The organism is Flavobacterium anhuiense (assembly GCF_900101855.1).
Taxonomy (GTDB): Bacteria; Bacteroidota; Bacteroidia; order Flavobacteriales; family Flavobacteriaceae; genus Flavobacterium; species Flavobacterium anhuiense.
This window is the reverse complement of sequence record NZ_FMVC01000006.1, coordinates 362021-375826: the sequence shown is the minus strand read 5'-3', so window position 1 is coordinate 375826 and position 13806 is coordinate 362021. Positions and strand designations below refer to the sequence as shown.

Here is a 13806-nt window from a genome sequence, read left to right as displayed (position 1 = left end):
TGAATTTGCAGTAATTTTCGCAAATGAATTTTAGTATCGCATCTCGTGATTTAGTATTGAGCAAAGAAGGCATTTTTAAGAAAGCTGATTTGCAAATAACCTCTTTTCAAAAGGAAAGCGAAAGCGAAGAATATAGCGCATTTCGTTTTCAATTAAATAATAAAAACATCTGCTATAGAGAAGCAAAAATTACCCCAACCAAAACTGGGCAGTTTGTTACTTTATGGAAACGAAATCGATCAGGAATGATTGAACCTTTTGATTATTCAGAAAATATTGATTTTGTGATTGTGAACGTTAGAAAAGATGAGAACTGGGGACAGTTTATTTTTCCGAAAAAGACATTATTAGAAAAAGGCATTTTTTCTACCGAAAAGAAAGAAGGAATCAGAGCAACGAGAGTTTATCCGCCTTGGGATGAAACCACAAGCAAACAGGCACAGAAAACACAAAAATGGCAGTTGGATTATTTTTTTAACTTTTCAGAGGAAAGTAAAATTGATATCGAGAAACTAAAAAAAGTATTTATATAAAAAAGGCAGTCTTAAAATAGACTGCCTTTCGTTTTTATAGAAAATCTCTATTATTTCTTAATGACTTTATCTTTAAAAATGACCTTATTGTTTTCCGTAACTGTATAAAAATAAACTCCTGAAACTAGATTGCCAACCGCAACAACTGCTGTGCTAACTTCAGATTCATTCTTAACACTAATTGGATTTCCAATAGCACGACCATTAAAATCGTATAACCTGATTTTTAGATCTCTTCCCTGCGTTGTTTTCACATCAAAATTCAACACGTCTGCAGCAGGATTTGGATATGCTTTTACAAAATATTTGTTTTTTCCAAAATCTGGCGTAGAAAGCACGTCTTGTTTTAATTCGAAACGAGCAATTACTGGCCCGTGATCTGAAGTTGTTGTGGTATAATTTGCAATATCATTTCTTGGATCATAAACTGCAATTGACTTCTCAATATAATCATCATTCAATTCATTTGAAATTAAAATATGATCTAAAAATCCTTGTGAACTTAAAAAACTATAAGCACCAGCTTTACTAATTTCTAAAGTTAAAGCATTATAATTAGCTGTATCGTCAACAAATTTCTGATAAGATGATGGTGTGTTTACATTTCCTACCCATGCTTCTACATCATCATTAAAATCTCCCAAAAGTATTAAATTTGAATCTGGATATTCAGCATCTAGCGCATCTTTTAGGTAGTCAATATCATACTTGCGCTGATTGTATTTTGAAATATCAGTTCCGCTATTTGCACGTGCGTGAAGATCAATTAAGTTAATTTCTTTTTTAATTCCGCCAACATTAGCCTCAACCTGAACCAAATAAGGGAGACGTCCTGATGAGAAAAAGCTATCATCATTTTTTTGTGGAGTATCTGTTCCCGGATAACCTGGTAAAACTACAGTATTAGCACGAACTTGATCGTATAAATCTTTAAATAACACTTTTGTACTTTTTACAGTAGTGGTTTGGGTATTGTAAATTACAACCAATTTTTGGGGCGGAAAATAGGGATCTAAAGGCTCAAATGAGTAAGACCAAGAAGTTGAGATTGTCTTATCGAATGTTTTTCCGTTAACACTAATTTTTTGAATTAACGCATCTAATGCTGGCTCATCAGAAACTTCTTGAACTACATAAACATCTGCGTTTAATTTGTTCATTACTTTGGCCACGTTTTCTATTTGCAGCGCATCATTTGTTGGTCCAAATTCTTTACCAGTTGCATCTTTAGCATCTGTTCCAAAAAACTCTAAATTATAACTCACTACATCATAAGTATGTGCTTTTAATATAGAAGATCCAGTAAATGAACCTATTTCTTTGTTTAAAGAGGTTCCTGTAACAGTTAAAGCACCAGAAATAGTTGGCTCTTTGGTAGTTGGAGCAAATCTTGCATAAACTGTTTTTCCCGTTAATGCATCTGCAGAAGGAACAATGATACTTGATGCGAACGAAATATTATCTAATGACAATTCGTATGAAGCGGGAGCCGCAATAGTGATATCTCCATAGCCTGCTGCTGCAAAAACAAAAGTTTGACTAGCAGAAACCGAATTTGGACTTACATCCGCAAAATCTAAACGAGGGTTAGAATCCACATATTTTGATTCATCAATAATAGCAAAATCATCAAAAGACCATTCCGCAGCATTACCATTTCCACCAGAAGTGGTTTCGTAAACCCAAGCCAAATACGTATGATCTGTCTTATAAGCTGATAAATTTATATATTCAGATTTTACATAACTTCCTGTCTCTTGCGGAAATCTTCCGTTTATCGGTGTCCAAGTTGCAGTATTTGGGTCACTGACTCCATCATAATTGGTTGAAACCATTAATTTTAAAGATGGACCATCGTAAAATTGACGAGAATAAAAAGATAATAATGGAATTTGAGTAAAACCATCTAAGCGTAATCTTGGAGAAATCAGCCAATCTTTACTAGCACCATTATCCGAAAATCCATTCATTAAAACGGCACCAGTACCTGAGTTCACATTACGCGACTGATTCGTGTAAGCCCATTTGTTTATTGGGCCTGCTTCATTATATTGAGACCATTTGCTATTTGCAAAAACATTTGCATCGTCAAAATTCTGTACAAGAGGATTTACTCCAAGAGCTGTTAAATTAACTGTTTTGGTTGTACCTCCAGTTGTTTCATGAGTTATTGTACCTGTAAAGCTTCCAACAGAAGTTGGGGTGAATTTTACATAAACTGTTGGCGTTGCATTAGAAGCGAAATCAGCTGGAATAAATGATAAAGTTGATGAGAACGAAGTATTATCTTTTGAAATAGTAAAACTTCCTGATGCATTAACTACTACATTCGCAGTAAGATCTGAAGCTCCAATCTGATAGCTTTTAATTAAAGGATCAAAATTTGGTTCAGTGCCTCCTAAGTTTAATGTATTAATTGATGGAAATATGGCAGGAGGCATAACATTTAGCGTTGTCACATCTACTTTATTAACCGATGCCTGAACATTTCCAGCAATATCTTCTGAGATAGAAAAAATAGAATATGCCGTGCTTAAAGGTAATCCTGTAAAACTTTTAATATATTCTTGAGCAGAACTTGTTACATCAAAAATTCCTGATTGTAGTGCTGCAGTTCCATTTGAATCCTGACCCGTTTTTATCTGTGCAATTGTTGGTTCAGCGCTTCCAGCTGGCAACAATACATAATATGTTTTTCCAACTTCATCTATTTTATTAATAAAATCAAAACTATCACCTAAAATATTAGCAACTTTTGGATATCCTGAAACATTTGTTGGAGCATAAATATCTTTTTTAACATCGATGTCATCAATTGCAAAAGAAGGACGAGAACCCTGTCCTGAAACTTGCCTTGTTAACCATCGTATTTGAACTATTGGCTTATTATCACATTCTGCAGGCAACGTTACCCTTATATGCCCTGTTTGCAGAGGATCGGTTTCTTTTGTGCGTGTAGTTGTATTATTCTGAAAAAAAGTTTCTGATAAGGTTATAAAATTTCCTGTCTCTCCCACACGATATTGTAAAGCTAGCTCATTAATACGATTATTAGAAGTTCCTGAAACATATGGATTACGAATTACCAATACATTATAATCCACTTGTATTCCAGTATCGTTATTTGTATTTAAAGCAAGTACTATTGATTGATCCAGATAACTTCCTGCATTTAAAAAACCTATTTTTTGATTGAAATTATAAATATTCCCACCAGCAGAAGTAGCTGAACCACCAGTAGTCATAGTTTTATCCGAGGTAATTGTAGTCGTAAAAGATGAAGGTGTAGGCAAAGTCGAACTTGTCGGAGTGCTTGCATTCCAACCTTGAAAACCAGGAATATCAGAATATGAAGTAGATGTTATTGGCAATAAGTTAAAATCTTGGAAATAAGGTACGTCTTGAGGGGATGGCATTGTTTGCGCATTTAACGCAAAGCAATAGAGAAAACCTAAAAAAGTCATTAAATGACGAAAAGAGTAATTGTTTTTCATACGTTAAAAAATAGAGTTTTTAGAGTTCAAATTTATCGTCTTTAAAGTTAAGGGAATATTACAAAACCATAAACTTAATGTTTACATTTTTATAAATATTTTTCATCAAAACTTAAAACAAGATTAAATATAATAAAATAAAACCAACAAAAAACACTTAAAACAAAACATTCTTCAAAATGTCCAGCATTCCAAAAAGCCCCGAAAACGCTACACTTCTTACAAATAATGGATTTCTAAAAACAAAAAAGCAGTAAACTTTCGCTTACTGCTTTTACTAATTCAAAATAGTATTCTTTAAAAAATATTAAACTGCGGTATAACCTCCATCCGCAATAATGTAACTTCCTGTTGTAAATGATGATTTATCAGAATTTAGAAAAACTACCAATTCGGCAACCTCTTCTGCGGTTCCTAAGCGGTTCATTTCAGATTTGGCTGCAACGGCTTGCATCATATCCTTGTTAAGATTATCTTTTAAAAGTGCTGTTTCAATATAACCAGGTCCAACAGCATTGCATCGAATGTTTTTCTGGGCATATTCTACTGCAATATTTTTTGTCAAACCAACCACACCGTGTTTACTCGCTGTATAGGCAACGCTATTTGGCGCAGCAACTTGTCCATGAATTGAGGCGATATTAACAATGCTTCCTCCACCATTTTTCTCCATTTGCTCCAATTGGTAACGGCAGGCATAAAAAACACCGCTTAAATTAAGTGCAATAACTTTATCCCAAGCTTCTGGTTCATATTCGCCAGTTGGTTTTGCCGGGCCTCCCATTCCTGCATTGTTGCAGGCAATGTCCAATCGGCCGTACTTAGAAACCGTCACCTCAACCATATGTTTATTGTCAGCAGCACTCGACGAGTCTCCTTTTATGAAAAAAGCTTCTCCGCCCTTTTCCTTTATCATTTTTACGGTTTCTTCACCGTGTTCTACATTTATATCAGCTACAACTACTTTTGCTCCTTCTCGAGCGTAGGCTTCTGCCACTGCGCGTCCGATTCCTGAACCGCCGCCAGATACAAAAGCTACTTTATTTTCTAAAAGTGCCATTTTATATATGTTTTTAAATTGATTCCTCTAATTTACGAAGATATCAACCGACATAAAAGCTTTGAAAAGAGTTTAAAATAACATTAACGCGAACCGCTAATGTTATGTTATTTGACATTAAATTGACGCAATTTTGTTGAAAATTTCGTATTGTATTATTCTTGCTCGTCCAGTTTCATATTCCCGCGGTCCTTATGATTATCTGGATGTGAGTTCGGATATCGATTTGGAGTTATATCGGAATTATGATCTTTGTTCTCAACCGTTTTATTTGCCTCTTCTTCCGTTTCAACTCCGCGGTTTGCATTTGGGTTATCTGGATTTATTTGATGAAGCGCTTTATTAATATCTTCATTCTCGTTACGGGCTCTCTCTACAATCTTTTTATCGCCATCTGCATCTGTAACCAATTCTTTATTCAATTTGGCAACTTTTAGTTCTTTGTCGTGCGAAACGTTTTTTCCTTTAGATTCATCAATATTTTTCTGCGTTCCGTTTATTTTTTTTGTTCCTAAATCATTCGTTTCCATGGTAAGATTATTTTTTAGATTCAATTTTATAATATTACGAATTGTAACCACTAAACACATTATGACTTCATATTGCTTTTCTTTTATAATTGCCATCTGCTTTTTTATTGATTACCTTTATTTAAAGCAACTTAACAACCGTAATTATTATGAATTTCTTTAAAATTAAAACTAGCTGGTCCAATTCTGAATTTATCTTAATCAAGCTTTGCATGGCTTCTGCATACATTTTGGTCGGAAGTTATTTTCATCAATTTTTCGAAAACTATTACCCCATTTTAATTTCCATTTTTACAGTTACTGTAATTTGGTTTGTCTACCAATGGTTTAAAAAAATGAAATCACAAAAGCTGTAATTGGTTTTAATTTTAGGAAAGGAACTATCTTTGCAAAAAATTAAAAATGCACCGACACTTCATTCTTTTTAAACCTTACGGCTATTTGAGCCAATTTATTTACGAATTAAAAAGAAAGAAAAAGCTTTTGGGCGAATTGTATGATTTCCCAGAAGGCACAATGGCAATTGGAAGACTGGACGAAGATTCTGAAGGATTGCTTCTTTTGACTACTGATGGAAATATGAGCGAACTCGTTCGAAGTAAAAAAGTTGAAAAAGAATATTACGTTCAGGTTGATGGATTAATTACGCCAGAAGCAATAGAACAATTGCAAAATGGTGTAGAAATCGGACTTGACGGCGGAAAATACAAAACGAAACGCTGTAAAGCATCTATCGTTACCGAGATTCCCGATTTTGGAGCGAGAGCCAAAAAAATAAGAGACGAGCGTCATGGTCCGACTTCTTGGGCATCCATCACGGTAAGAGAAGGAAAATTTCGTCAAGTTAGAAAAATGACCGCTGCAGTTGGCTTTCCTACGTTACGTCTAGTTCGCGTTCGAATAGGAAATGTATATTTGCAAAATCTAAAAGCAGGTGAAGTTTTGGAAGTTTCCGATTTTCAATTAGATAATTAGAAAATGTGTCAATTAGATAATTTCCAGAAACTCATAACTTATAAACTCCTAATTCATAACTAAAAAGATGTTAAACGTTGTTCTTGTAGAACCAGAAATACCAAATAATACTGGAAATATTGGCAGATTGTGCGTAGGCACAGAAAGCCGTCTTCATTTAATTCATCCTTTCGGATTTGTGATCAATGACAAAAATCTGAAACGTTCTGGATTGGATTATTGGGTTCATCTTGATGTAACAGAATATCAAAACGTAGAGGAATGGATTGCACAGATTCCAGATCATTCTCGTGTATTTTTAATGAGTTCGCATTCTGAAAAATCCTATTTAGAAAATGAATTTCAAGATGGTGACTGGCTGGTTTTCGGAAAAGAAAGCGTTGGTTTGAGCGCAGCATTTATGGCAAGATTCGAAAATCATTTGACGATTCCTATGTCACCGCTTATTCGCAGTTTTAATATTGCCAATTCGGTTGCTTTTGTGGTTGGAGAAGCGAAGAGACAAATTGGATTGAAGAAAATTTAATCGTTTATCTGTTTAACTGTTTAATAGAAAAAGCTATTCTGAAAACAAGACTTCTAGCACTGATGGAAGCGGCATCCTTTTGTGGCGGGGTTCGCCACAAAAGATATAGCGAACAGCAGGATTAGCTCCTGAAAAAAACTAAGTCACAATAAACTTCCCTTTTTCAGCATCAAAAATAATATGTTCGTCTTTGAACAAATTGCTGAAACTTCCATTCGAAATTAAATTACATGGCTGATCTTGCACTATACTTTCTGGCGTCATCATGATCATTTCATCACTTAACTGAATGGCCAAATCGATATCGTGTGTGGAAAACAAAATGCTTTTTTGAGTTTCTTGTGTCAGTTTTTTCAATAATTTAAACAAAGAAACTTTATGTAATAAATCAAGATGCGTTGTTGGTTCGTCTAAAATAATTAATGGCGTATCTTGTGCCAAAGCTCGAGCAATTAAGACTTTCTGCAATTGTCCGTCGCTAATTTGAAAATGTTTTTTTGACGCTAAATGTTCTATTTGTGTCAAACTCATTGCTTCATGAACTTTTAGAACATCTTCGCCAGATAATTTATCAACCCAATTGGTATACGGCTGACGACCTAAAGCGACTAATTCAAAAACAGAAAGATTACTTGGCGGCAGTTTTTCGGTCAAAACCAAACTGAGATTTTGTGCCAATTCTAAAGGCTGATAGTCTGAAATATTTCTTTCGTTCAAATAAACATTTCCCGATAAAGGTTTCTGAATTCCAGTAAGCGTTCGTAATAAGGTAGATTTTCCAATTCCGTTTGCTCCTATTAAAGTGATTAATTTACCAGTTTCAAGATTTAAATTAAGATTCTCAGCAATGGTCGTAACTCCTTTCTTGGATTTGTATCCAATATTTAGATGTGAAGTTATTAAGATATTTTTCATTTTGAGTTAATTTTTTAAACACATAGAAACATAGATTTCTATTTTACTGAAAGTTTATTTTAAAATTTACTTGTAAATTAACACATAGCTTTTGAACTTAGAACTTTGGCAGCAATTTGAAATATTCATTCACAAATGTTTTTTGGCCCTCTTTAAAAATATTAAAGCAATTAAAATTAATTAGAATGCCCTTAGGAGCTTTTAAAAGTTTCATATATGTCATGAGCTGTGCTTCGTATATAGGATTTAATTCTGATGTAGCTTTCAATTATACAACAAGACAATTTTCAACAAACAGATCACATTTTAAATTCGTATTTAATTCTTTATTTCTATAAATCAATGGCACGTTCATTTCTGTCAAAAAATTTATTTTCCTATAGGTCAATTCTTCTTTCAAACATTCGTGATAAACATTCTCAAGCAATCCTCTTCCAATAGTTCTATGCACTTCTATATATGCCCCAATTACATTAAAACTTAATTCGTCTAAAAACTTCTGGGTTATCATTACCTTAATTTATTCGAGAAACAAATTGATTTTCACAAAGTCTATGTTTATTTCAGAAAAGTGAAACGCCTTTAACCGGCTTTTAAATCTATGTTTCTATGTGTTTTAAAAACTAAGATATTATTTTATTTTGTAAGTTTAAACTTAAAAATTCCTTTTTCTAACTAAAAGCCAAATAACCACCGGCGCTCCAATAATAGAAGTTACGGCATTTATTGGAAGCGTGACATCAAAACCTGGCATTTGCGAAACAATATCGCAAAACAGCATTATTATGGATCCAAAAAATAAAGTGCTCCAAAACAAAATAGTATGATTACTCGTCTGAAAAGTCAATTTTGCAATATGAGGAACTGCTAACCCGACGAATGCAATGGGTCCGGCAAAAGCTGTAATAGCTCCTGATAATATACTGGTTGCAAAAATGATGACTAATCTTGCTTGTTTAAAATTCAATCCCATACTTTTTGCATAGTTTTCGCCAAGAAGCAAGGCGTTTAATGGCTTGATGCTTTTGGCACTCAAAAGCAATCCGATTCCAATACAGAATGTTAAAATTACAATAGTTGTCCAAGAAAGATTTCCAAGATTTCCCATTGACCAGAAAGTAAATTTCTGAAGCTGTTCTGCCGTGCTAAAATAAGTTAAAACACTTACAATTGCTGTGGTGAAACTTCCAAACATTAAACCCACAATCAAGATGGCCATGGTATCTCTCAATCGCTGCGAAACCACTAAAACTAGAAATAAAACTAACGTGCTTCCTAAAGTAGATGCCAAAACAATTCCGTAAGAAGACAATGCAATTACACTCAGAAAAGAAGGCAGAAATCCTGCGCCCAAAATAACAAATGCAACGCCAAGACTTGCTCCTGAGCTTAATCCTAAAACATAAGGTCCAGCAAGCGGATTTCTAAATAAAGTCTGCATCAAAAGTCCGCTCATAGAGAGTCCTGTTCCGACTAAAACTGCAGTAATCGCTTTTGGCAAACGATAATTAATGATAATATATTCCCAAGTCGATTTTGCTGCCTCACCACCAGTTAAACTCGCAAAAACATCTTTTAACGGAATTGTAACCGATCCTAAACTAATGCTCGCAAAAAACATTAGAAAAAGTCCTAAAGTCAATACGACAAATAAAATGGTATTTCGTTTTTTATTCGCCAATTTAATTCAGTTTTGATGCAAAAGTAAATTCGTAGCCCGCCAATAAATCGGGATGAAAAATCTTGATATAATCTTTCAACACCAAATCAGGACGGCTTGGTGCCAATTCGTAGTAAACTGTTCCGCCTGTTGCTCCTAGCTTTCCTTCAAAATTGTATATTGTTTTATTTTTAAAAGCGTCAAATTCTGCGTAATGTGGATTTGCTTTTTGCAATTCATCCAAAGTTTTAAAAGATCCAGAAGCAATCCAAACATTAGCCGTTTTCGCTTTATCTAAAACTTTTTCAAAAGACAAACCTTCACTTCCAGTTCCTTCTAAATCGGCCCACAAATAATTAGATTTTGCATCTTGCATGAACTGCGCCACCCAGCTGTTTCCTTTGGCAACGTACCAAACATCTTCGTACATAGATCCATACAAAACTTTTGAAGTTGCAGGCTTATCGACAACGAGCTTTTTTGCCTGATTATAGCTTTCTACGATTTTATCAAAAAGTTCTTTTGCTTTATCTTCTTTTCCAAACAGAGCGCCGTAAAGCTTAATCCATTCTGCTTTCCCAAGCGGAGACTGTTCCATCCAATCGCCTTGAATAAGCACTTTCAAACCGCTTTTCTTCAAATTATCCAACATCGGATTATTATTATCAACTCCAAAAGTAACAATCAAATCTGGCGATAATTCTATTAATTGTTCGATGTTCAGTTTTTCATTTTGTCCAACGTTTTTGACAGAACCTTTATCAATTAATGCACGTGTTTTTTCTGAAGAAATATAATCGGTATGTGGAAATCCGACTAGTTTATTCTCCACTTCGAGCATTTCTAGAAAAGGAATATTTGTTGTTGAAGTTACCACAACACTTTCTAAAGGAACTTTTATCGCAGGATATTTTTTTAAACTGTCTGGAATTTGTACTCCTTTTTCTTCCAAAATGTAAGTAAATTTTTCCTTAGCATTTGGCCACGGATTCATCACATTTACAATTGAATAGCCTTCGTTTTTAACAATTGAAAGTCCAGATGCAAATTCGATGCTTTCTTTGGCAACGGTAGATTTTACTGCCTCTTGCGCTTCATTCTTTTTACAACTAATTACTACAAAAAGTAAAAAAACGACTGGTAATTTATGGAAAAAATATTTCATATTTTGTGTTTTGTGTGGGCACAAAGGTAAATCAATTTCTATTTTTTTTGTTTACCTTTATTCGTACAAATTTAAACAAATAGCCTTTTATTTGATGAATGTACCAAAAACAAAAATCTGCTCCAGCTGTGAGACCGCTTTTTCTTGCGGCGACGTTTCACCTGAAAATAAGTGCTGGTGTAATGACTACCCTCCTATTTTTAATCTTGCCGACGGAGGTGATTGCCTTTGTCCTGAGTGTTTTAAGGAAGCTTGCGAAGATAAAATTGATGCTTATATTGAAACCATAACTCCAGAAAAGGCGCTTAAGAATAAAGCTATGCTATTGCCAAAAACCAATCATTTGATTGAAGGCATCGATTATTATATCGAAAATGGCAATTATGTTTTTAAAGCTTGGTTTCACCTCAAAAGAGGAACCTGTTGTGGAAATAACTGCCGACATTGCCCGTATTAGGAGTTATGAGTGATAAATTATGAGTTAGTCTTCATAATTATTTTATAACTTGCCCAAACTCATAATTAATAATTCATAATTCAAAACTCATAATTAATAAAAAATGATTTACTTGGTAACTGGCGGCGAGCGCTCTGGAAAAAGCGGTTATGCACAGAAATTGGCTTTAGAACTTTCCAACTCTCCTTTGTATGTAGCAACTGCCAGAAAATGGGATGATGATTTCCAAAATCGAATTGACCGTCATCAGCAAGAAAGAGACGAACATTGGACGAATATTGAAAAGGAAAAATATTTAAGTGAAATTGATTTTTCTGGAAAAACTGCTTTAATTGATTGTGTAACGCTCTGGCTAACTAATTTCTTTGTTGATCATAAAAACGATGTACATTTGAGTTTGGAAGAAGCCAAAAAAGAATTTCTTGCTATCGCTAAACACAAAAATGCGAATATCATTATTGTGACAAATGAAATTGGTATGGGAGTTCATGCAGAAACTCATATCGGAAGAAAGTTTGTTGAACTCCAAGGCTGGATGAATCAGTTTCTTGCTACAAACGCAGATCAAGTTGTATTGATGGTTTCTGGAATTCCAGTTAAAATAAAAGGATAACAAACTTCAATATCAATAACAATTTCAAAAATCAATATTCTCATTGATTTTAAAATAAATTCTAAATATTACGTCCTAATTGCAAAACGAATATTTTAACTTTACAAAAAATAAAGATTTCAGGATTCACATTGCCATTGATTTTTGAAATTGTCATTGATTTTTAAAAATGAGCAATTTAGACGATATATTAAAATCACGCCGCGACACACGACATTTTACAGCCGATGAAGTTCCAGATGAAGTAATTCAGAAAGCTTTACAGGCTGGACATTGGGCACCATCTGTTGGACTAACCGATGCAACGAGATATTATATCATTAAATCAGATGAAGTTAAAACGTCTATTAAAAAGCTTTTTTTAGACTACAATAAAAAAGCAGAGGAACTAACCGACAATCCCGAGCAGAAAGAACTTTACAGATCACTTAAACTAGAGGCGATCGAAGAAGCGCCAATCGGACTAATCATTTCTTACGACCGTTCAGTTCTCAATCAGTTTACGATTGGAACTATTGGCAGTAATGAAGCGGTGAAATTCAGCACAGTTTGTGCGGCGCAAAATATCTGGCTTTCGCTTACAGAACAAGGTTACGGAATGGGCTGGGTTTCGATTCTCAATTATTATCAGTTTAAAAAAATCCTTGATTTACCCGAAAATATAGAACCGCTTGGTTATTTCTGCATTGGAAAACCAGCTACCAATTATAACAATCAGCCAATGCTGCAGCAATTGCATTGGAAACAAAAACTGGAAGCTCCTATTTGTACAGAAATCAATGAAATTCATCAAATAAATGTTCCTGCTTTTGAAGTCAAATCAGAAAATCCTATCCAAAACCAATCTGATTTCCATACTCTGTTACAAGACAAAATAGATTCTAAAACAAAACCTGTCGGTTCTTTGGGAACATTAGAATCTTTGGCTTTCCAAATGGCAACTGTTTTTGAAACTTTAAATCCGAAAATCGTAAAACCTAATATTGTAGTTTTCGCTGCCGATCACGGAATCGCAAATCATGGCGTAAGTGACTATCCACAGGATGTTACGCGACAAATGGTCAATAATTTTCTCGATGGTGGCGCAGCAATAAACGTGTTTTGCAATCAGAATAATATCGAATTATCAATTGTAGATTCGGGCGTTAATTATGATTTCCCAACCAATGCAAAGTTAATAGATGCAAAAATTGCCAAAGGAACTCAGTCATTTCTTCATGTTCCGGCAATGAGCGAATCTGAAGTTCAGTTATGTTTTGAGAAAGGAAAATCGATTGTTGAAAATATCGCAAAATCTGGTTCAAATTGTATTGGTTTTGGCGAAATGGGAATTGGAAATACCTCGACAGCTTCTGTTTTAATGAGTCTTTTAACCGATTTTCCTATTGAAGATTGTGTTGGAAAAGGAACTGGAGTTGAAAACGAAAAACTACTTCTAAAACAAAATCTACTCAAAAAAGCCATTGAAAGTTATTCCGGTCAAGCCGAAATACTATCCCAACTCTCCTATTTTGGAGGTTTTGAAATTATTCAAATGGCTGGCGGAATGCTGAGTGCTTTTGAAAATAAAATGCTAATTCTGGTGGACGGTTTTATTTGTACTGTTGCCTATTTGATAGCTTTTAAAATAAATCCGAATATCAAACAAAATGCTGTTTTCTGCCATTGTTCTGCCGAAAAAGCACATTCAGAATTATTGAATTATCTGGAAGCAAAACCTATTTTAAATCTCGATTTACGTTTGGGAGAAGGAACGGGCTGTGCTGTTGCGTTTCCTATTTTAAAATCGGCCGAGGCTTTTTTGAATGAAATGGCTAGTTTTGAAAGCGCGGGGGTAAGTCGGAAATAGTTTTCAGTCTCGGTCTCAGTTTACAGTCA

The 13806-nt window shown here is 34.3% G+C and carries 12 protein-coding genes and 1 pseudogene; 6 read left to right on the top strand and 7 right to left on the bottom strand.

From position 1 onward, the window contains the following. Positions 1-23 precede the first annotated feature (23 nt). Positions 24-533: a MepB family protein gene (locus tag BLP44_RS17695; protein ID WP_066033721.1), complete on the top strand. Its 510-nt coding sequence runs from the start codon at positions 24-26 to the stop codon at positions 531-533. Positions 534-583: 50 nt separating this feature from the next. Here the strand turns inward: BLP44_RS17695 and BLP44_RS17690 are convergent, their stop codons facing one another. From BLP44_RS17690 to BLP44_RS17680, 3 genes are all read right to left on the bottom strand, one after another. Then, a complete protein-coding gene (locus BLP44_RS17690; protein ID WP_244511804.1) occupies positions 584-3949 on the bottom strand; it encodes a T9SS-dependent choice-of-anchor J family protein in 3366 nt (1121 codons plus the stop codon). A gap of 385 nt (positions 3950-4334) precedes the next feature. Further along, positions 4335-5087, bottom strand: coding sequence for an SDR family NAD(P)-dependent oxidoreductase (locus BLP44_RS17685; RefSeq protein WP_091134827.1), 753 nt, complete (start codon positions 5085-5087; stop codon positions 4335-4337). A 155-nt stretch (positions 5088-5242) separates the two neighbouring features. Next, positions 5243-5713 (bottom strand): hypothetical protein, encoded by a 471-nt coding sequence (locus BLP44_RS17680; protein ID WP_244511803.1) that lies wholly within the window; start codon positions 5711-5713, stop codon positions 5243-5245. A 306-nt stretch (positions 5714-6019) separates the two neighbouring features. Here BLP44_RS17680 and BLP44_RS17670 point away from each other — a divergent pair, with 306 nt between their 5' ends. Together BLP44_RS17670 and BLP44_RS17665 are read left to right on the top strand one after the other, a co-directional pair. After that, positions 6020-6592 carry a pseudouridine synthase gene (locus BLP44_RS17670; protein WP_091134823.1) on the top strand — a complete coding sequence of 191 codons (573 nt, stop codon included), beginning with the start codon at positions 6020-6022 and terminating at the stop codon, positions 6590-6592. A gap of 67 nt (positions 6593-6659) precedes the next feature. Further along, positions 6660-7118, top strand: coding sequence for a tRNA (cytidine(34)-2'-O)-methyltransferase (locus BLP44_RS17665; protein WP_091134821.1), 459 nt, complete (start codon positions 6660-6662; stop codon positions 7116-7118). Positions 7119-7256: 138 nt separating this feature from the next. Here the strand turns inward: BLP44_RS17665 and BLP44_RS17660 are convergent, their stop codons facing one another. The 4 genes and pseudogenes from BLP44_RS17660 to BLP44_RS17645 form a co-directional block, all read right to left on the bottom strand. Beyond that, the gene (locus tag BLP44_RS17660) at positions 7257-8033 is read right to left on the bottom strand and encodes an ABC transporter ATP-binding protein (RefSeq protein ID WP_091134819.1); all 777 of its coding nucleotides are present in this window, start codon (positions 8031-8033) and stop codon (positions 7257-7259) included. 97 nt (positions 8034-8130) lie between these two features. Then, positions 8131-8544 (bottom strand): annotated as a pseudogene (locus BLP44_RS17655) (GxxExxY protein). Positions 8545-8688: 144 nt separating this feature from the next. Next, on the bottom strand, positions 8689-9714 hold the full coding sequence (locus BLP44_RS17650; protein ID WP_091134817.1) for a FecCD family ABC transporter permease: 1026 nt from the start codon (positions 9712-9714) through the stop codon (positions 8689-8691). A 1-nt stretch (position 9715) separates the two neighbouring features. Then, entirely contained in the window at positions 9716-10858 is a 1143-nt protein-coding gene (locus BLP44_RS17645; RefSeq protein WP_091134816.1) for an ABC transporter substrate-binding protein, read from the bottom strand. A 94-nt stretch (positions 10859-10952) separates the two neighbouring features. Here BLP44_RS17645 and BLP44_RS17640 point away from each other — a divergent pair, with 94 nt between their 5' ends. From BLP44_RS17640 to cobT, 3 genes are all read left to right on the top strand, one after another. Continuing rightward, positions 10953-11315, top strand: coding sequence for a C1orf53 family protein (locus tag BLP44_RS17640; protein ID WP_008464871.1), 363 nt, complete (start codon positions 10953-10955; stop codon positions 11313-11315). Positions 11316-11418: 103 nt separating this feature from the next. After that, positions 11419-11928: a bifunctional adenosylcobinamide kinase/adenosylcobinamide-phosphate guanylyltransferase gene (gene cobU, locus BLP44_RS17635; protein WP_091134814.1), complete on the top strand. Its 510-nt coding sequence runs from the start codon at positions 11419-11421 to the stop codon at positions 11926-11928. A 169-nt stretch (positions 11929-12097) separates the two neighbouring features. After that, the gene (gene cobT / locus BLP44_RS17630; RefSeq protein ID WP_091134812.1) at positions 12098-13777 is read left to right on the top strand and encodes a nicotinate-nucleotide--dimethylbenzimidazole phosphoribosyltransferase; all 1680 of its coding nucleotides are present in this window, start codon (positions 12098-12100) and stop codon (positions 13775-13777) included. Positions 13778-13806 lie beyond the last annotated feature (29 nt).

Excerpts from the sequence above, each read along its gene's own strand:
- BLP44_RS17695 (WP_066033721.1), top strand. The coding sequence starts at position 24 with ATGAATTTTAGTATCGCATCTCGTGATTTAGTATTGAGCAAAGAAGGC.
- BLP44_RS17690 (WP_244511804.1), bottom strand. The coding sequence starts at position 3,949 with ATGCCATCCCCTCAAGACGTACCTTATTTCCAAGATTTTAACTTATTG.
- BLP44_RS17685 (WP_091134827.1), bottom strand. The coding sequence starts at position 5,087 with ATGGCACTTTTAGAAAATAAAGTAGCTTTTGTATCTGGCGGCGGTTCA.
- BLP44_RS17680 (WP_244511803.1), bottom strand. The coding sequence starts at position 5,713 with ATGGCAATTATAAAAGAAAAGCAATATGAAGTCATAATGTGTTTAGTG.
- BLP44_RS17670 (WP_091134823.1), top strand. The coding sequence starts at position 6,020 with ATGCACCGACACTTCATTCTTTTTAAACCTTACGGCTATTTGAGCCAA.
- BLP44_RS17665 (WP_091134821.1), top strand. The coding sequence starts at position 6,660 with ATGTTAAACGTTGTTCTTGTAGAACCAGAAATACCAAATAATACTGGA.
- BLP44_RS17660 (WP_091134819.1), bottom strand. The coding sequence starts at position 8,033 with ATGAAAAATATCTTAATAACTTCACATCTAAATATTGGATACAAATCC.
- BLP44_RS17645 (WP_091134816.1), bottom strand. The coding sequence starts at position 10,858 with ATGAAATATTTTTTCCATAAATTACCAGTCGTTTTTTTACTTTTTGTA.
- BLP44_RS17640 (WP_008464871.1), top strand. The coding sequence starts at position 10,953 with ATGAATGTACCAAAAACAAAAATCTGCTCCAGCTGTGAGACCGCTTTT.
- cobU (WP_091134814.1), top strand. The coding sequence starts at position 11,419 with ATGATTTACTTGGTAACTGGCGGCGAGCGCTCTGGAAAAAGCGGTTAT.
- cobT (WP_091134812.1), top strand. The coding sequence starts at position 12,098 with ATGAGCAATTTAGACGATATATTAAAATCACGCCGCGACACACGACAT.